17 protein-coding genes are annotated in these 19,564 nt (G+C 41.7%); 10 read left to right on the top strand and 7 right to left on the bottom strand.

The window, feature by feature from the left end:
• Window positions 1-38: 38 nt before the first annotated feature.
• Complete coding sequence (locus ACGHEH_RS05145) at window positions 39-929, bottom strand: LysR family transcriptional regulator (RefSeq protein ID WP_390442458.1); 891 nt, start codon at window positions 927-929, stop codon at window positions 39-41.
• A 103-nt stretch (window positions 930-1,032) separates the two neighbouring features.
• Here ACGHEH_RS05145 and ACGHEH_RS05150 point away from each other — a divergent pair, with 103 nt between their 5' ends.
• Together ACGHEH_RS05150 and ACGHEH_RS05155 are read left to right on the top strand one after the other, a co-directional pair.
• Window positions 1,033-2,199, top strand: coding sequence for an MFS transporter (locus tag ACGHEH_RS05150; RefSeq protein WP_390442461.1), 1,167 nt, complete (start codon window positions 1,033-1,035; stop codon window positions 2,197-2,199).
• A 6-nt stretch (window positions 2,200-2,205) separates the two neighbouring features.
• Window positions 2,206-2,736, top strand: a complete 531-nt coding sequence (locus tag ACGHEH_RS05155) for a GNAT family N-acetyltransferase (RefSeq protein WP_390442464.1) — start codon at window positions 2,206-2,208, stop codon at window positions 2,734-2,736.
• Window positions 2,737-2,810: 74 nt separating this feature from the next.
• Here the strand turns inward: ACGHEH_RS05155 and ACGHEH_RS05160 are convergent, their stop codons facing one another.
• Window positions 2,811-3,104: a hypothetical protein gene (locus tag ACGHEH_RS05160; RefSeq protein WP_390442466.1), complete on the bottom strand. Its 294-nt coding sequence runs from the start codon at window positions 3,102-3,104 to the stop codon at window positions 2,811-2,813.
• A 259-nt stretch (window positions 3,105-3,363) separates the two neighbouring features.
• On the opposite strand from ACGHEH_RS05160, the gene ACGHEH_RS05165 reads away from it, so the two are divergent.
• The 8 genes from ACGHEH_RS05165 (at window position 3,364) to ACGHEH_RS05200 (ending at window position 12,746) form a co-directional block, all read left to right on the top strand.
• Window positions 3,364-4,632, top strand: coding sequence for an efflux RND transporter periplasmic adaptor subunit (locus ACGHEH_RS05165; RefSeq protein WP_390442467.1), 1,269 nt, complete (start codon window positions 3,364-3,366; stop codon window positions 4,630-4,632).
• 217 nt (window positions 4,633-4,849) lie between these two features.
• The gene (locus ACGHEH_RS05170) at window positions 4,850-5,545 is read left to right on the top strand and encodes an ABC transporter ATP-binding protein (protein WP_130254242.1); all 696 of its coding nucleotides are present in this window, start codon (window positions 4,850-4,852) and stop codon (window positions 5,543-5,545) included.
• Window positions 5,546-5,559: 14 nt separating this feature from the next.
• Window positions 5,560-6,918, top strand: a complete 1,359-nt coding sequence (locus ACGHEH_RS05175) for an ABC transporter permease (protein ID WP_390442469.1) — start codon at window positions 5,560-5,562, stop codon at window positions 6,916-6,918.
• 2 nt (window positions 6,919-6,920) lie between these two features.
• Window positions 6,921-8,144 (top strand): ABC transporter permease, encoded by a 1,224-nt coding sequence (locus ACGHEH_RS05180; protein ID WP_390442471.1) that lies wholly within the window; start codon window positions 6,921-6,923, stop codon window positions 8,142-8,144.
• Window positions 8,145-8,210: 66 nt separating this feature from the next.
• Window positions 8,211-9,545, top strand: coding sequence for a sigma-54-dependent transcriptional regulator (locus ACGHEH_RS05185; RefSeq protein WP_390442474.1), 1,335 nt, complete (start codon window positions 8,211-8,213; stop codon window positions 9,543-9,545).
• Entirely contained in the window at window positions 9,545-10,864 is a 1,320-nt protein-coding gene (locus ACGHEH_RS05190; protein WP_390442476.1) for a sensor histidine kinase, read from the top strand. Before ACGHEH_RS05185 ends, ACGHEH_RS05190 begins: the two co-directional genes overlap by 1 nt.
• A gap of 348 nt (window positions 10,865-11,212) precedes the next feature.
• Complete coding sequence (locus ACGHEH_RS05195) at window positions 11,213-12,031, top strand: lamin tail domain-containing protein (protein ID WP_390442479.1); 819 nt, start codon at window positions 11,213-11,215, stop codon at window positions 12,029-12,031.
• A 94-nt stretch (window positions 12,032-12,125) separates the two neighbouring features.
• The gene (locus ACGHEH_RS05200; protein ID WP_390442483.1) at window positions 12,126-12,746 is read left to right on the top strand and encodes a hypothetical protein; all 621 of its coding nucleotides are present in this window, start codon (window positions 12,126-12,128) and stop codon (window positions 12,744-12,746) included.
• Between the two features lie 77 nt (window positions 12,747-12,823).
• Here ACGHEH_RS05200 and ACGHEH_RS05205 read toward each other — a convergent pair whose 3' ends face one another.
• The 5 genes from ACGHEH_RS05205 to ACGHEH_RS05225 form a co-directional block, all read right to left on the bottom strand.
• Entirely contained in the window at window positions 12,824-13,288 is a 465-nt protein-coding gene (locus tag ACGHEH_RS05205; protein ID WP_390442485.1) for a hypothetical protein, read from the bottom strand.
• Window positions 13,289-13,613: 325 nt separating this feature from the next.
• On the bottom strand, window positions 13,614-14,810 hold the full coding sequence (locus tag ACGHEH_RS05210) for an AGE family epimerase/isomerase (RefSeq protein ID WP_390442487.1): 1,197 nt from the start codon (window positions 14,808-14,810) through the stop codon (window positions 13,614-13,616).
• A 7-nt stretch (window positions 14,811-14,817) separates the two neighbouring features.
• Window positions 14,818-15,816 (bottom strand): carbohydrate kinase, encoded by a 999-nt coding sequence (locus ACGHEH_RS05215; protein ID WP_390442489.1) that lies wholly within the window; start codon window positions 15,814-15,816, stop codon window positions 14,818-14,820.
• Complete coding sequence (locus ACGHEH_RS05220) at window positions 15,813-17,021, bottom strand: sugar MFS transporter (RefSeq protein ID WP_390442492.1); 1,209 nt, start codon at window positions 17,019-17,021, stop codon at window positions 15,813-15,815. Before ACGHEH_RS05220 ends, ACGHEH_RS05215 begins: the two co-directional genes overlap by 4 nt.
• A gap of 2 nt (window positions 17,022-17,023) precedes the next feature.
• The gene (locus tag ACGHEH_RS05225; protein WP_390442494.1) at window positions 17,024-19,564 is read right to left on the bottom strand and encodes a GH92 family glycosyl hydrolase; all 2,541 of its coding nucleotides are present in this window, start codon (window positions 19,562-19,564) and stop codon (window positions 17,024-17,026) included.

Below are 19,564 nucleotides of genomic sequence, written 5' to 3' on the forward strand. Positions count from 1 at the left end.
TTACTTAAAGAAGGTTGGTTACCAACCTTCTATCAATTTTATAACTTAAATCCTTTCATCTGCTGCTTCAAATTATCGATAAACAACCTTGTTTTCAAAGGTGTAAAATTCGTCTTAGGATAATACGCCCATAAACGATTCACTTTGCTTTTTACGTTAGGTAAAACAGGCACTAACACGCCCATATCAAGTTCTCTCTCAACATAATCTGGAGAAATAAAAATTAACCCCATGCCTTGTATTGCAGCTTTCAAAATTGCATCAAGATTTTCAGACACAAAGTTATAATTGTTAAAAGAAACGAACTCGCCGTTTTCTAGCAAGATCCCACCTTTTTGCTGGTAATAGTTATTGAGCAACATCTTGTGCTGTGCTAAATCTTCAACCGTTTTGATTGGTGGATGTGTTTCTAAATAGCTTGGTGCAGCAAACACACTCATTTGATAATCAATTAAGTGTGTGCCTTTATGTGACACTGAGTCAAATTCTTCATGATAGCGAGTGATTACTAAGTCATGACTTAAATCAGGATCATTACCTGGAATAAGCACGTTTAATTGCACCGACATTTTTGGATATTTCTGCAAGAACCGTTCTATGTTTGGCATTAACAATGAGCTACCAACAGCTTGCGTTGCCGCGACTTTAAGCACGCCTTGTGGCTCTTCATGGGCACTTTTTACTGACTCCAGCATGGCATCAAATTGTTCAAGCCAAGGTGCAGCATTTTGCAAAAAACCTTGTCCAGATTCGGTTAGGCTTACTTGTCGAGTGGTTCTCACAAATAAGCTGGTTGCTAATTGTTTTTCCAGCCAATCAATGCGTTTACTTACCGCTGAGGCCGAAATACCTTGCTGCTCGGCAGCCGATGTAAAGCTGTTAGTTTTGGCGACAAGTTCGAAACTTTTAACTGCAGATAGCCAATCCATTTATTATTTCCTATTAGGAATTAGTATTTTTATTATTACCCTATTTTTAAGAAAGTAAAAAGCCAGTATTTTTGTTCGCCTATTCATTATTTTAAGAAAAGTTATGTCTTCGATTGTATTTCTAGCGGTGCTATTGATGTCTTGCTCTCAGTTTGCAAGCCAGCTTTATATGCCTGTTTTGCCAGACATAGCAGCAGAACTGGCTTTAAGTTCAAGTGCCAGCCAAGCGGTGATAGTGAGTTTCTTCATCACGCTTGGGCTAACCCAGTTGATAGCTGGGCCTTTAAGAGATAAATACGGTGATCGAAAAATTCTCATCACTGGACAACTCATCTTAGTAGTAGGCACGTTAATATGCGGCTTTGCGGAGTCAAATTGGCAATTTCTGCTAGGTCGAGTTTTACAAGGGATAGGCTCAGCTTCGCCGGTTTTAATTAGTAGAACTTTATTAGCCCAGTATTTAACTGGCGCGAAATTAAAAAGTGCAATGGCAAGTCTTGCTATGGCGGCCTCAGTCACTGCAATACTTTCCCCTATGATTGCAGGCACACTCGCGCAACTTATTAATTGGCAGGGATTGTCTTTTATCATGGTGCTTCATTTTGCATTGGTGTTGTGGCTAGGATTTGTAGTTTTACCTAAATCTGAAAAGAACGCAGCGCAATCAATACGCCCTAGCGCACTTGCGAGTCTTTATAAATCCCTGTTACAAGATAAAAATTTAATTTTGCTGGCCAATTTTAAGTGGTTACCTACTTATCTATATTTGACTATTCAGCTGTATTTACCTTTTTATTTACAGGCACAGTTTCAGTTTAATACAGAGCAAATTGGTTACGCGATGATGTTACCCATGGCGGGCTTGTTAGTCGGTTCATCTTTAGCAAAAATAATGCAAAAGCGTATGAGCTATATGAAAATCGTCAAATTGCTCTGGCCTGCTCTGCCAATAGCTGCGTTTATTTTTGAATTCAGCCACATCAGTGCACTAGTCATGTTGTTCGCCTATACACTCATCATGATGGTGTTTGGCGCATATTTTCCAAGTTATATGCACATCATTGGCTTACTACAACCAGAGAAAGCCGGCTCAGCTAATGCGCTAGTAGGTGCAATAGAGTTATTATTTTTCACGGCCTTAGCTTGGCTGACTAATGTTATTTTATTTAGCAGCCAACATATATTGCCCCTTATCGTACTAACTTGCTCAATTATGCTATGGCTTTGCTGGAAAAAACTATCATTAAACCTAACCCTATGTGAGAGATAAAGATAAATGGAATTCACTACAAAAAGATTGATTATACGTCGACTTAAAGTCTCTGATTTAGAGGCAGTATTAGCACATAGAAGCGATCCATTTACTTCACGCTTTATTGGCAAGCCAGCAACCCTTGCGGATGCACAAGCGCGGATTGCGCAAGCTCAATTACCTTGGAAAGGCAAAGAAGGCGAAAGGTTAATACTTGCGATTGAGTGTAAAGAAAGCCGCCAGTTACTTGGTGAGCTGATGTTCAAGTTTGTTTCTGTCGAGCATCAATGTGGTGAAATTGGATATAGATTAGCTGGCAAGTATCAAGGTAAAGGCTATGCGTTTGAAGCCGCTAACGCTTTAATAAAAGAAGTCTTTACTCAGTTCGAACTTAACAAACTTAATGCGATTTGCGCTGTCGATAACATAGCCTCGTGGAAACTCATGGAAAAGCTGGGGATGAAAAGAGAAGGAAGGCTCAGAAATAATTTAATGCTTCCTTCTGGCACAACAGACTGCTTCACATATGGTGTGTTAAAACATGAAGTAATGTAGCCTCTAACTTATATCACCGCTAACTATGTATCCACCTAGCTCTTTATACTTTTAACTTTTATACCCTTAGCCCTTTAACTCTTTATACCCTTAAACAAGAGCGGATAGCGTCTGATCACTTCACCGATATAGTCATCGGCGAGTATCGATTTTTCAAATTGCTCGATATCTTTACTGGCATGGATCACCCATTCAAGGCGCTCAATCGCCCTTAAAAACCCCCGCTTCAAATGAAATTGTTGCTTATACTCATCACAATTTCGCGCTAATATCTCGATTTTTGCAGGGTCAGCTTTCAAGGCACTCAGTACTTCCTGAATATAAGCATTGTCTTGTGGTTTCGGGGCACGTCTCACTCTATTTCTCATCACTTAGCCACTGAATAATATTGTCTATAATCACTTTACCCTCCAAGTACGGCTTTGAGGGCTGTCTTGATCATAACGCATGTCCACAAATGTGTGCGGACAGTTTAACACCTGTCCGAAATCTGTCCGACTGACCGTCCGATATTTATTATTAATATTAACAAACTATAAAAAACAAACAATTTCATAAACTTATATGTTGGCACACTGTTTGTAATACCTAACTATCATTCAGGTATTATTTTTAAGGCGGACAGCTGTGATCAGAGACACCCAAGGACAAGACAAGCAAGTAACACCACGTCGAAATAGCAAAAAGTGGTTATTGTTTGCATCAGGCTTACTAGCTACAACAGCATTAACGGCTTATTCAGTGCCCAAATTTAGTCAGCTTTTAAGTACTGATTTGGTGGTTTCACAATCAGTGATCCAAACTGCCGTTGTTGAACGTGGCGATATGCTCGAAGACATTCGAGTAGAAGGTAAAACACTGGCAGCAATTAACCCTGCAGTGTATGCCATTGCAGCGGGTACGGTCACTTTACATGTGAAAGCGGGCGATAACATTACTCAAGGGCAAGACTTGTTGAGTATTAACAGCCCTGAATTAAGAAATCAATTACTTCAGGAACAAGCAACTTTAGCTCGCTTAGAGACTGAATTTAATCGTCAGAAAATCACCACAGAGCAACGCTTACTCGATACCCAGCAGCGTGCTGAACTAGCACGTGTTGACCTAGAAGCTGCATCGAGTGCCATGGAGCGTGCTAATGCCAGTATTAAAAAACAAATCATTTCAAAATTGGAGCTCGAAGAGAAAATCGTTGCGCTAAAACGTGCAGAGCTTAATAAAAAACACGCGATTGAAGCGCTAGATTTAGAGCAAAAAAGCCTTAACTTTGAGCTTAAAATTGCCGAACTAGCGTTAACCCGTCAGCAGCACTTAACGCAAGAGCTAGAGCGCCAAGTGGCGGCTTTAACCATTCAATCACCGCTAAGTGGCATAGTGGGCACTGTGAACGTGCAACAAAAACAGCATGTGCAACGAGATACCGAGTTGATGTCACTGGTTGATTTATCAGAGCTTGAAGTCGAAGCCTTTATTCCTGAGAACTTAGCCGATGAACTGGCGATTGGCTTAGCCGCAAATATTCAAATCAACCAACAAACTTACCCTGCAACTCTAGTGGCAATTTCTCCCGAAGTTGAACAGGGCCGTGTAGCAGGTCGCATTCGCTTTGACCAACAACCAGAGAAACTTAGACAAAATCAACGTGTCAGTGCGCAACTTATTTTGTCGCAAAAAAAAGATGTCCTAAAGATCAAGCGCGGCGCTTTTGTCGAAACTGGCGCTGGCAAAGTTGCCTACTTAGTAAACGAAGGACAAGCACAACGTCAATCAATCAGCATTGGCGCTAAAAGTATTCATGAAGTTGAGTTAACATCGGGCGTGAAAGCCGGAGATAAGCTCATCATCTCAAGTCTTGCTGCGTTTCAAAATCAACAAAACGTCATGCTTAGTAATTAACCTGAACTCTGGATAATAAATCTATCTCCAGCGGCTACTTTCAACGTTAACTGCGTTGAATTTACTTGCAATAGGCCAGCTATTGACGCGTAAATTCGCCTTGTTATCGCTAAAAGTCTCCGGCTGCAGACTTGAAAAAGCACTTATCATATGAATATCAATACTTTAGTAAATCTCTTAACCAATGCTCAGGTTAATTAATAAAAAGGAAAATATCATGTTATCAATGCAGAACATCAGCAAAATTTATCGTACCGAGCTTATCGAAACCCACGCCTTGGTTGATGTCAACTTTGAGGTAAATGAAGGGGACTTCATCGCTGTCACAGGCCCTTCAGGTTCAGGTAAAACAACTTTCTTAAACTTAACTGGTTTGCTCGAACCTTTTGATAAAGGCCAATACTTTTTAGACGGTCAGGATGTTAGTAAATTAAACGACAGCCAACTTTCTAAAATCAGAAACGAAAAAATTGGCTTTATCTTCCAAGGTTTTAACCTGATCAGCGAATTAAACCTTTACGACAACATTGAAGTGCCTTTAATTTTTAGAGGGCTACCAAGCCATGAGCGTAAGCAACGCATCGAAAATGCCCTTGAAATGGTCGGCCTTGCTAGTCGAGGTAAACACTTTCCTGCACAATTAAGTGGTGGTCAGCAACAGCGTGTTGCGATAGCGCGTGCACTTGCAGGACAACCGAGATTCTTACTAGCCGATGAGCCAACAGGTAACCTTGATACCCATATGGCGCGCCAAGTGATGGACTTACTGCAAGAGATTAACCAGCAAGGTACAACCTTACTGATGGTAACGCACGATAATGAACTGGCTCAACGTGCACATCGCAACATTCAAATTCTCGATGGTCAGTTAACCGATATCAACAAAAGCCAACTCACTGATTTAGCTGTTTAGAACATAGGTGCGACATGAAAGACTTATTTCAACTCGCCCTGCAAGGCGTTAAACAAAAAGGCAAGCTCACTATTTTAATGATAGTTAATTTGGTGATCGGTATTACATTACTTCTCACCATGAGTACCACAGTGAAGTTAAGCGGCAACAGTGTGCTAACCAACAAAGCGCCGCAAATGCATCACTTTAGCCTCAACTATATGGATAACGACTTTGAGATACGCAACCAATTTCGCTACCCGCCATTGACGTTTCAAGATGCTCAGGCACTCAAAATTGCCGAGTTAGACTACAAGCATCTGTCATTTAACTATGATACACGCTTTATTTTAGAGTCAGAGCAACTCGATAGCGCTCGACCTATGATAGCCACAGCATCAGCCTCTGATATCGATTATTTTAATGTGTTTAATGTGCCTTTTATTTACGGTGCACCTTGGTTAGAAGCGCAATCAGACAGTGACGTCATCGTGATCGATAAAAAAGTCAACGACCACTTTTTCTCAGGAGAAAATTCGGTAGGTCGCTTTATCAAAATCGATAAACAACCTTTAAAGATTGTCGGTGTGATGGACTTATCTCAGCACAATCGTCGCATTTCAAATATGCGCTTTAGCAACCGTTATAACGATTTAGCGATAGTGCCTATAGCAACAGCTGAGAGAATGAACCTGCCTCGTGCTGGTTATATGCCTTGTCAAACAAAAGAAGAAAACCAACGCAGTGAATATCGCCAACATAATATGTCAGCACTTAAATCAGCCGAGTGCGGTTACATTCACACTTGGATTGAGTTCGAGAAGCAAAACCACCAGAAACAACTCGCTGCTGCAACTTTGTGGGCACGGAATTATACGCAACAGCAAGCAAGCCTAGGTCGTTTTCCTCACGAAGAGAAGTACAAGTTGAACGATTTACAGCTACTACTGAATGAATTTACGCAATTCATGCGTTGGGAGAAAGTTTATCTTCAGTTTTCTTATCTGCTATTTGCAATTTGCCTAGTGAATACTGTGGGCATTTTGCTTGCGAAATACCAATCTAAAAACAAACTGGTTTCGCTCTATCGTGCGCTTGGTGCGAGTCGCTGGTATATCGTGAAAATACACCTTATTGAAATAAGCCTGATCGCCTTTGCAGCCATTATTGCAGGTGTACTATTTGCTCATTTAGGCCTCGAACTGATGTTTCAAGTCAACATGTACCAAATGGACTATTCGGCAGATCCAAGTTTGGTAAAACATTTATTCAGTATGGATTACAGCTTTGCATTGACGTCTGGTGCGTTCATTTATGCCGCTATTTTAATTGCAGGTTTATATCCGGTTTACCGTATCAGCGGTATTTCACCAGCATCGCAGCTTAGGGGGTAGTCATGTCTTTAAAACATATTCTAAAATTAATTCTGAAACAGAAAAGCATCTCGATACTGATTGTTTTCCAAGTTGCCATTACCCTAATGATCGTCAGCAATAGCGCTTACATTAGTTATGCAACACTGCAAAACTGGTTAATTCCATCAAAACTTGAAGAAAAACAAATCTTAAATGTGGTCACCAACGTTTATGATGACCAAATCGATAAAGGGCAATTAATTGAGCGCGACTTAACAGCAATTCGAGCCCTGTCTGAAGTTGTATCAGCAACATATAGCGGTGAGGAAAACGTTATTGATACGCGTCGCTCGAGCAATGTTGTGTATGGCGATAACCTTGATGAGAATGCCAAAGAACACTCCATTGCACTGTTTGGTGTCGACCAACAGGGCGTGAGTTCTCTAATGCTCAATATCAGCAGTGGTCGTGATTTCTACGCAAATGAGTTTGTCACAGGTGATGCCGCAACCATGCCAGCAAGCGTTGCGCTTATCAGCGATGATTTAGCAAACACGTTATTCGAAGAGGCTTCGCCTTTAGGTCAAACCGTCTATTTAAATGGTTCAAAAACACCTTATCAAGTAGTGGGGACTTTCGAAGATAAAATGCTTGGAGAAAGCGCGACTTACGAGCAAGTTTGGTATCACGGTATGGTTATTCCAGAAGCTATTTATGGCCGCAACAACGAAATAAACTACATTATTCGTGTTGCGCCTAATACCTCGGAGAAAGTCTTAGAAACAATTGAGACATTACTTTATCAAGAGCCGGGACGCATTGTTTCGCGTGTCGAGTTCTCAGCGCGAGCTAAAAAGCGTTTGTGGGATGGTAGAAGTAGCTTCGCTTTTGTAATGTTTGCTATCAGTGCGGTCGCCTTACTTATCACCTCATTAGGTGTTATTGCGCTCGTTACTTTCTCGGTCAAAATGCGTAATAAAAACTTAGGTATTTTAAGAGCACTGGGCGCGAGTAAAAGCATGGTGTTAAAAAGCCTAATCATCGAAAATTCGCTACTAGCACTGGTTGGCTTAGTAATAGGCTTCTTTTTATCTTTGTGGCTCAATATGGCACTATTACAAACACTTGGGGTACAAGGGACACCTAACGTAATGGTGGGTATAGCTGTTACCCTGTTTGTCTGGTTATTAACTTGCTTTGCGGCTTATTTGCCCGCCAGAAAAGCAACGTTAATTGCGCCTGCGCAAGTGACTAAAGCCAGTTAAACCTATAAATAATAAAACTAAGCTAGAGAGAAATAAAATCTCTCTAGCACAAAAAAGAAAAACAATATGCAGCAAAGTAAAGTTCTGATCATCGACGACAACCCTGACATAGTAAAAGCACTCAGGGTTTTATTTTTAATTAATGACATTGAGTGCGATGGCGCAACTTGCCCAGAAGAAGGTATCACGAAACTGCAACAAGGTGGTTTTGATCTCGTCATTCAAGACATGAATTTCACGAAAGACACGACCTCGGGCGAAGAAGGTGAAGCACTCTACCACCGAATTCGACATTTTGATCCCGACCTCCCTATCATTCTACTCACTGCATGGACTAACCTTGAAATGGCTGTGGCACTTATAAAGGACGGTGCTGCCGATTACATTGCCAAACCTTGGGAAGATCAAAAGCTCCTCACAACAGTGCAAAATTTACGAGAAAGCTATCAGCTACAACAACAGCAACTGAGCAATCACGTCAAGCAAAGATCACGGTTGCAAAACCTTAGTGATAACTTCGATCTGGCAGGTATGGTATTCGCCGACAACAGTATGATTAACCTCGTTGAAATGGCCACTCAAGTCGCCCATTCAAATGCACCCATTTTAATTACCGGACCAAATGGCGCAGGTAAAGAAAAGGTCGCTGAACTTATCGTTGCCAACAGCCAATACAAAGACGCTCCATTCATAAAAGTAAACGCGGGCGCATTACCTGCTGATTTAATCGAAGCAGAATTATTTGGTGCAGAAGCTGGCGCATATACTGGGGCAACCAAAGCCAGAGAAGGTCGTTTTGAAGCAGCAAATGGTGGGACTTTATTTTTAGACGAAATAGGCAACTTGCCATTATCTGGACAGCAAAAATTACTTAGAGTATTACAAAGTGGCGAATTTGAACGCGTAGGCAGTACCAAAACTCGTAAAGTCTCTGTAAGAATTGTCAGTGCAACCAATACCAATTTACCTCAAGCCATCACCAACGGTGAGTTTAGAGAGGACTTATACTATCGGCTCAATATGATTGAGTTAAAACTCCCGCCTCTTTCCCAACGAAAAGACGATATTCCCTTGTTAGTACAATCATTTCTTGACTCAGATAAAACGCTGAGTGCCAATGCAGAACACACATTAATAGCACACTCATGGCCGGGCAACGTGCGAGAATTACAAAATGTGCTTGGTAGAGCCGCACTACTTTGCCAAAACAACACCATTGAAAGTAAAGACTTAGGCATTACATTGTCAAAAGTACCGGTTGAAGAGAAAGTCGAATACAGTTTGCAAGACATCCAAAGTGCACTCGATAAACATCAAGGTATTGTTGCTAAAGCAGCCCGTAGTTTAGGATTGAGCCGTCAGGCATTTTATCGTCGTATGGAAAAGTTCGGATTAAAATAATGCAGCACAATGAGATAAGTTTATTGCACAAAACAGGCTATGCTTTATTAGCTTTTTTTGTACTGTTTTGGTTTATTTATGCTGCGGGTGAACAGTTTGGATATCAAGGCATTTGGCTAACTGGTTTAGCATTTACTTTATCATTTGTATGCTTATCAACTTTTCTCTTTTATTTTGTCAGCTTCCAACAAAAGCAGCTTGATGCTTTACATGATGGCATTAAAAGCTTCAAAGATGGCGACTTTTCTATTCGCATTCACCCAGATGGCGATAAACACCTAGCACCCATACTAGACTTATATAACGACCTTGCTCGCAACCTTACTGAGCAAAGACAGACTTTGAGCCAAAAAGAGCACTTGCTAGATAGCATTGTGCAAGCCTCACCAATGGCAATTGTGCTTTTTAACCCCTTTAAGCAGGTGGTCTATCACAATCAGCAAGCGAACGAGCTATTACAAGTTGCAGGCTCGCTAAAAGGCAAAGAGCTATATGGCTTACTTGATAACGTTAGTGCACCAATTCGCTCCTTTTTGCTTGAGCAAGGCTCTGGCATTGTCAGCTTTGAACACAATGACTTAAAACATAGTTATTATATTGCCAACCAAACCGTCACTTATAACCACCAACCCCACCAGCTGGTTTTATGCAAAGACCTATCTTTAGAAATTGGTAAAGAAGAGCTACAACTTTGGAAAAACGCCATTCGTTTAATCAGCCATGAACTCAATAACTCATTGGCCCCAATTTCTTCGCTCACATCGTCTGCAGAAGCCATTTTAGAAAAAAACTCGCACCTTGATTTACTCCCTGACATTTTGCAAACCATTAACCAAAGAGCCTCTAATTTGAACGCTTTTATCGCAAAGTATGCCGAGTTTGCCCGTTTGCCAAAACCAAATATCAGCAAACAAAACCTCGCTTCAACACTGCAGAATGTGCAAAAACTCTATACCTTTGAACTATTAGCAGACTTACCATGCGAACATGCCTACTTCGATGTTTTACAGCTAGAGCAAGTTTTAATAAACCTCCTTAAAAATGCCCATGAATCTGGTTCAAATGTGTCCGATATTGGCATTAAAGTCGTTAAAGATTATGACCGGGTTCGCTTTGCTGTTGTCGATAGAGGTCAAGGGATCTCTCAAGGCAAAATCAGCCAAGTAACCTTGCCGTTTTTTTCAACAAAACAAGGCGGTAGTGGACTTGGCTTGAGTATTTGTTCAGAAGTGATAAACGCGCATCAAGGTCAATTAAAGATTAAAAATCGTACAAATGGTGGTGTTATGGTGGAATTTGACATTCCATTAAGATTTTAAAAATAAAATATTAAAAAACTCATAACTCATTGATAAACATCAAAATATGAATATATTCATAAAGCTATTTCTGCAAATTTGTAATGTGATGTAATAAAATTAAGCATAAAAATCGCATTAAGTAGTATAAATCTGTTTCAATCTAGGATAAATTAGACCCCATAATGCGTTTGAAGAAAGCCAAAGCAGTAACTAAATTGTTCTGAAAAATTAACAAACTTCACGTATTAATTATCGAAAAGGAAGCAACCAGAACCAAAGCAAAACTACCGCCGGATAAGTGTAGTGCTTAAGTTTTAATGTATTACGACTTATGAATATATTCATAAGTGTTTAAAGGAGCTAACTGTGAATTTTGAAACCAGACAAAATATGGCCAATGAAATTTGGCAAATAGATGCTCGCTCGGCGCTCGACAAAGTGCATCAACAAATTAAAAACAATACATTAAATTCTCTGCCTAATATTCAGAACCAGCGACATGCGCATGGTGCGATCCAATCATATTGGCACAGTTGTTTTAAGCTGATGGCGCCACTTCAAGTTCAAATTGAGTACGTGAACTCTACTAGCTCAAATGAAAGTGTTGAATTAAAAAATACTGGCCCAGCTATTATTGACCTTGAGAGCTGGCGCTTGGAGCTTGCAGAAACAGGCGAGACTTTGTTCACCTTCCCACGTAACAGCTATATTAAACCAAACCAAATCCTTAAAGTTGAACAGCAGCAAAGCACTTTTATGTTTAACAAACTAAGCCCTGTGTTCAAACAATGTGGTTGCCATATTAGATTATTAGATGCTGAAGGCAGTGTGGTTAGTGCTTGGATTAATGGCCGCAAGGCGCATGAGTCAATCATTATTTCGCACATCAGTCATGATACAAACACAAACCGCAATAAAGACAAAGATCACATTGAGTTAATCAACTTAAGTACTTCTTGGGTAGATTTATCTGGCTGGATGATATGTATCAAGGATGGGCCAGAGTTTACTTTTGATCTAATGGCAAAAATGGAGCCTTGTTCTGAGTTAAAAATTTACGCTAACCATAATGAGCCAGGTTGTTACTCCTTTGACAGCTCGACTCCTATTTTTCAACAAACAACAAGCACCGTTGCATTATTAGATAAAAATAAGCAGCGAGTTAACGAATATCACTTTGCATAACTCCCTAAGCTTCATAGTGATTTTGGGGGGCATTAGCCCCCTTTTTTTTACCATGCTATGATGCAGGCTCATAATAAAAATCGAGCTCAGGGATATGATTTTATATACACTTTTGACCATTCTACTGATTGTACTGGGTATGCTCACTTTTGTGCCTAAGTACCAAGATGCCATAAACCGATTTTCTACAGGTATTAATTTTTTCCTTACCTTAATTGCCACCTTATTTGGTGTTTTATTAGCTATGGCATTTGCCAACATAGAAGAGCAGCAAAAAGAAAAAGAGCACGTCATTAAGCTCATGCAAGCAACCATCGCCGCCATTGAGAGTTCTCATGATTACTCTGAAGATCTGTATGAGTTTTACTTAGATCTGCCAATGGAAGATGAAACACGAGCACACTTTTTTGATAAAAACCCTTTACCATTTCCTGATTATCTCAACACCTTTATGAGGCAAAGCCTGGTAAACAGAACACTTTCAGAAGAAACCTTGATAGATTTAAACGAGTATAAGTTTAATTTACAGAAAACCAGCAATGGCAATCAACCGCAAATTTACCTTGTGTTATTAACGTATACGATTGAGACACTACGTCTAGAAATTACCTATCAAAAAGGTGAAAAGTCACTGCCCGAATTAGAACAAGCAATTGACGATAAAGATAAAAGATTCGATTTAGCTTTGGACAAATTAAAGGGCTCTAGTCTTTAAGCCATTCTTAACCTTATAGCAAGAACAAAGCGAGGGGTAAACCCTCGCCTACATTGAAGCTTCGTTTCTCGAGAATCTTAACTAATCACTTCAAACTCGATCTTCTCTTGCTCTTGTGGCGATAGCAAGGTTTTAAGATGCTCATCAATGTTTTTGGCATTGTCATTCAAGAAAAAATCAAAGCCTGCCCCATTGCCATTAATAATAATGGAAAGCCCTTCATCAATTACGGTGACTTTTGAAATGCGTTCAATCTCGATACATTGGCTTTTTTGAGTGCCAATAACTGTGTGTAACGATTTATTCTTTATTTTAAGCACATCGCCGTCACGACGGATCTGATTGGTTAAGGCGTTATCTTGTTTATACTTAGGATGAAAACGATAACATTGACCTGCGAGCAAAATCGCCATACAAAGCACGAGATAATCGGGCAACACGGGCTCTTCGATACTAAAATGTCCTATCAAGAGTAAGCCTGTCAAACTGAGTACTATCCCCATAAGTGCTTTATCTGACACTCTTAATTCTGAAAATTTCAAAATAGTTCCCCCGCTTACTTTTATATACACGTTATCTGATGGTGTTTTAGTGTGCAAGTCACGAATGTAAAACATAGTAAAAAAGCACAAAACTCTATTTCAAGGAGAATTTAGATAAAAAGTTTTACTTTATTAATTAATACCAATCGGCAATAACACTTAATCATTTTGAGGGATTAAACCTGATGATAGCGGCGTTAAAGATTTGTCATTTAGAAAAACTAAATAACGAAATATTTGCCTTGACTACACGGATGTAGGTACCTCAGCGATAGCAGGACGCGTGAGCGGTGCTATCAACGAGGTTTTCTTGCCTCAAAATAGATCACTTACTTAAGCGGATTGGTATAAAAGAAAACTCCAGCACATCAAAACAAGCACCCAGCGTGTGGTAATCACATTTAGCACCCGCTTCACTCTTCTGGTTGCTATATTTTTGATTTGCACCAGTCAGTACTCTAAACCAAGCACCGAACTCATGATCTACAAAGTGCTGCCAACAATAGTCCCAAAGCTCGGTGTACTGCTCTAGATACTGTGGTTGTTTAGTCTCATCAAACAACATAGCCGCAGCTGCAAAGCTTTCGGCTTGTACCCAAAAGTATTTGTCGCTGTCACAAGTTTGATATTCAGTATCAAAGCCATATACCAAACCACCATGAAACTTATCCCATGCCTTGCTATAGGCCACATCAAATAGGTACTGTGCTTTTTCAACAAACTCAGGGCGCGCTTCAAAGGCATTAAGTTGCATCAGTAACTTAGCCCACTCCGTTTGGTGACCAGGCTGGAAACCCCAAGGACGATAAAGGTTTTTCGGGTCGCCTTTGTTGTATTCAAGATCTGGCAATAACTCTGGCGTAAAGTGCTCGTAGACTAAACCTAAGCTTTGCGCAGATAGCTCAAAACAAAAACGATTGGCTAAATTCAGGGCTTTTTCAAGGTATACAGGTGATTGAGTCGCGCCATATGCTGCGATTAGCGCTTCGCAAATATGCATATTTGCGTTTTGACCACGGTAGTCACACAATCTGCCATCATCATAAATGGTATCGGCGTAAATCCCCTCTTCAGCTTGCCAAAAGCGCGATTCGAGTAACTCGAATGTTTCACTTATTTTGGCATCGGAGTCAATCACACCGGCTTTATAACAGTGGGCGTAACACAGCAATACAAACGCATAGCCGTAGGCTTGTTGTGTCATGTCTTGCGGTTGGTTGTCTTGCAAAGTCCACGCATAAGCTTTTGACGCTTCACGCCAATGTTGTTGCTCCACATAGTCCAAACCATGCTTTGCAATGGCTAAGTAATCGTCGTTGTTTAACAGCTTTGCCGCACGACAAAAGTTCACAACCATACGTGTGCTACTGACAAGCTGGCGAAAGCCATTATTAAATGTTGTACCATCGTCTAAGTAGTTTTGGAAATAGCCACCAAGGTCGTTGTCGACACAACGGTCTTTATAAAAGTCGACGATCGATTGACTGTGTGTTGTTAAAAATTCTGAGTTATAAAAATTCACGTGTGTTTTACTCTAAAAAGGCAGCATCGTATGTGCCACTAAATTGTTCGTTAAATAAGTCGCTGACTTGTGTGAAGCTTGGCAATGCAGGGAAAGCGCCTTGTGTTGACACAGCAATGGCGCCTGCGCAACTAGCAAAAGCCACAGCACTTTGAATGTGTGTTTCGCTATGTAATAAGATTTCAAGTTGGATGGTTTCGCTAAGCAAGTATAGAATCGCGCCAATAAAGCCATCGCCACCTGCAGTGGTATCAACCACCTGCGTTTTCGCTGGGCTCACGTGACCACGGAATTGTTTGCTCACATACTCAATCTCATCACCGCCATTAGTGATCAAAATAAGCTGACAATTTGCTGCTAAACAATCAGATAAATACTGCTCAGGGTTACCTTGAGATAACAGCTCAAACTCTTCTTTGGCAAACTTGACGATATCGGCTTGTTTCACCACTTGGTTCACCAACGAAATATCGATGTGTTGATCTTTCCAAAGGTTGGCGCGTAAATTCACATCAAAACATACCTGTAAGTTCAACGCTTTTGCTTGTTCAAGCACAGTTTTCGTGGTTTTAGCAGCGCCAGATTCAGTCAGCGTATTACTGCAAAAATGCACAAGGCTGTTGTTTGCAAACCATGCCTCGTTTACTTGCTCAGGTGTGAGCAAAAGGTCAGCGCTGTCTTTTCGCATAAAAGTAAAGCTTCTGTCACCACTTGCATCTAAATGTACAAAGGCCAGAGGTGTGGGGGCAGTCTCATGCTTTAATGTAAACTGAGTATCAACACCGTAATGCGCAAGGCTGTGAATTAAAAACTCACCAAACTGATCGCTCCCCACTTGCCCGGCAAATTGCGCCCGCCCACCTAGTTTGGCCAGGGCCACCGCAGCATTGGCAGGCGCACCACCGGGAAATTGTCGATAATCATTAATGGTTAAGCCATCTTGTTCTTGACTTTGAAACTGCAAAAAATCGATCAGCGCTTCTCCATAACATAACACCCCACTCATGCTGCACTTACCTCTTGCGCTCGACCCTTATATTGGCTCATAGCAAAAAATAGGATGTAGACATAAGCGAACACCGGCACTAAAAAGCTCACTTGTACAGAGAACTTATCAGCGACAACCGCTTGAAGCAGTGGGAAAACCGCACCGCCAACGATGGCTTGGCATAATAAGCCCGAGCCCTTTGCTGTTAGTTGACCTAGACCACGAATCGCTAAACTGAAAATCGTTGGGAACATGATTGAGTTAAAGAAACCAACCGCTAATACGCTCCACATTGCGATCTTACCGGTACTAAACACAGTGACCATCAATAGCACCACCGCCATCACTGCATTCAATGCCAATACCAAGCTAGGCGCATATTTACGCATTAAGATTGAACCGATAAAACGACCTATCATCGCGCCGCCCCAATAGTAAGCCACCATGTTGCCCGCTTGTTTTGCAGTCAGACCACCAATTTCTGGACGCTCGAAGTAGTTCACTAAGAAGCCACCGATAGACACTTCAGCACCCACGTATAAGAAGATACCCAGTGCGCCCATGACAAGGTGCTTTTGCTGCCAAATTGAGCCGTTCACTTCAACGTCTTTTTGCTGTTCAAAATCCAGCTTAGGCAGTTCGATAAACTTGAACGAGCAAGCCACCGTAATGGCTGCCAGTGCAATTAATAAGTAAGGCAGTTGCACTTGCTCTGCACCGGCACTGCTGCTGGTTGCCGAAAGAATAAAGAAGGTACCAAACAGTGGCCCTGCGGTATGACCTAATGAGTTAATCGCCTGTGCCAAATTCAAGCGACTGGCTGCATGCTGTGGCTCGCCTAAGCAATTAACATAAGGGTTTGCAGAGACTTGCAGCACGGTGATACCGCCTGCAAGTACAAATAGTGCACCTAAAAATAACGCGTACTCTTTCACGCTTGCTGCAGGTATAAAAAGCAAGCAGCCCAAAGCTAATGTCGATAAGCCAATAAACACACCATTGCGATAACCAAATTTAGCTACCACACGACCGGCCAATGGCGACACTAGAAAATAAGCGCCAAAGAAACAGAACTGCACCAACATAGCTTGAGTATAGCTCAGTGAAAATTCTGCTTTCAAGAATGGGATCAGAATGTCGTTTAACGCGGTAATAAAACCCCAAATAAAGAACAAGCTGGTCATGGCATAAAACGCCATTTTTTGATTAATTTGCTTCGCCATGATTACTTCGCCTCAGAAGTTGCAACTAGAGGAGCTGCGACTGAATAAGATGGTGGACGATGCTCAAGTGCACCACCGAACGCAGGGTTTGGCTTAGTATCTAAGGTAAATTCTAGACGCTGCGGGGTACGAATGTATGATTCGTCAATCCAGCTATTCAGCGTATTTTTACCATTGATTTTTAAGCCTTTAATGTAAATGTGTTCGGCGCTTGCAGCAGGTGCTTGAATGGTTAAATTACCAATTTGTGCCTGTTCAAATGCCGGGCTTGATAACACCATGTCTGCACGACCAGGGTAGAACGGATACATGCCTAATGCCGAGAACACATACCAAGATGACATCTGGCCTAAATCGTCTTGGCCTGGAATACCAGACACTGAGTTATGCCATAGTTGCTTCATTGTCTCACGCACCGTTTGCTGTGTTTTATACGCATCGCCTGTGTATAAATACATCCAAGGCGTGGCAATTGACGGCTGATTTGATACGTCTGCATATTGTGCTGAGTCACGGTATAACACCCAAGTACCATCAGGTTTGCGTAAATGTGAATCTAAACGATCAGACATCACCTCATCACCACCAAGAAGCTGGCTTAGCCCTTGGCCATCAAACGGTAACATCCATAAATACTGCCCTGGGCTACCTTCGACAAATAAGTGACCACTGAATGGGTCAAACTCTTCTTTCCAGCTACCATCTTTATTACGGCCCTGAATATAGCCAAGCTCTGCGGTCGCTTTAGGGTTATAAAGGTTTTTCCAATAACCTGAACGCTTGAGCATTTCAGTGCTGTGCGCGTCTTTACCTAAGCGCGCTGCAAATTGTGACATGGCAAAATCGGCAGAGACCTGCTCTAAAGTTTCGCTCGCCCCTTCCCACGAATTAGATTGATCAGATAAGTAATTCAGCGTTAGCCACTCATCTAAAGACGGTTTTTGGCCACGACAGAACACCGGACAGCCTACGTCTGATAAATCGTACTCTGTTGGCACTGTTGAGGCTTTGTATAAAGACTCGTACGCGCCTTCGATATCAAACTTATCCGCGCCAAATGCCACAAAGTTAGCAATGGCAATCGCAGATGGGTCGCCACTCATTACCCCTGTTGGGCCATTGTTGTGCGTCCACCTATCCCAAATACCATTAAATTGATTGGCTTGATTGAATAGCGACTGAGCGATATCACTGGCAACTTGCGGGTGCGTTAAGCTCACTAACTGCAGTTGTGAACGATACACATCCCAGCCTGAGAAGTTCGCATACTGCGCCGTTTGCTTGTCAGTGATCGTCTGAACTTGTTGATCAAATCCTCGGTACTCGCCGTTCACATCACTGAAAATATTTGGATGGAATTGACTGTGGAATAAGGCCGTATAGAAAGTCGTCAGTAAGTCTTTATCGTCAGACTTCACTTTCACGCGACTTAGCGCATCATTCCAACCCGCATAGGCTTTGTCTTTTATTTGCGCAAAGCTTTGCTTAGCTTGTTCTTTGGCAAGGTTCTCACGGGCATTGTCTAGGCTTACGTAAGAAATACCCACACGCATTGTGACAGGTTGTTTTGCTTTCACGTCTAAATCAACCCATAAACCTGAGCCTTTACCCCACTCTGGCACACCGGTTTCACCATAGCCCATACCGCCTTGGCTAGAAGTCGCATTGGCTGCTACCTTGTTATCAACATACGCACCGCTGCCTGTGATCGGCGCATCAATTTTCGCCACAAAGTGTAGCGTGTAATAATCGCGACGGTTATATTCACCTAAGTAACCGCAAAAGTTACCGCTGGTGACATAACCGCTCACCTCACCTTTTTCTAAATCCACTTGGGTAAACGCATCACCACTGCCCAGCTGAGAATAAGCCGTTCTAAAAATCAGCTTGGCTTGCTCTGGCGAGTCAAAGGTAAATTCGGCAATACCAGTACGATCGGTTGCTGATAAACGTACATCAATGCCAGAATCTAGACCAACTTGGTAATAACCAGGAATGGCAGTCTCATCATCGTGGCTAAAGTTCGCGCCATAATAGGCGTTAATTTTATCGGTCGCAGGAGAATGTTTAATGGCTTGGTTAAATGGTAAAACTGGCACATCGCCTGACGCACCTAAACACCCAGTGCCTGACAAACGGGTAAAAGAAAAGCCCTTTAAACGTGTCGCTTGCCAGTTGTAGCCGCCCGGTGAGACTGGAATACGCACATTGTCTTCATTAATGCGCTTGCTGATCCCTTCACTTTCTTTCATTAATGCTTCGGTGTAAGCATGCTCAGGACCAAAGTTGAACATACCAAATGGCTGGACCGCACCTGGCACAACGTTAGCCGCTTGACGATGGTTAAATGGCCCTTTGGTACCAATAAATGGATTTACAAAACTGGCTGGATCTTGCACATATGCAACGGTTTTGCTGTTTGCTTGCTCAGCAGGCTTTGCTTGTGCATCTTCATTGCGGTTATCGCCGCAGCCGCTGAGCGCAAGGCTCAGTGAAACCGCAGGCGTAACAAGAAGCAATGAACGAGAAAATGTCTTTTTCAT

It is taken from the genome of Pseudoalteromonas sp. MTN2-4 (assembly GCF_042848605.1).
Taxonomy (GTDB): domain Bacteria; phylum Pseudomonadota; class Gammaproteobacteria; order Enterobacterales; family Alteromonadaceae; genus Pseudoalteromonas.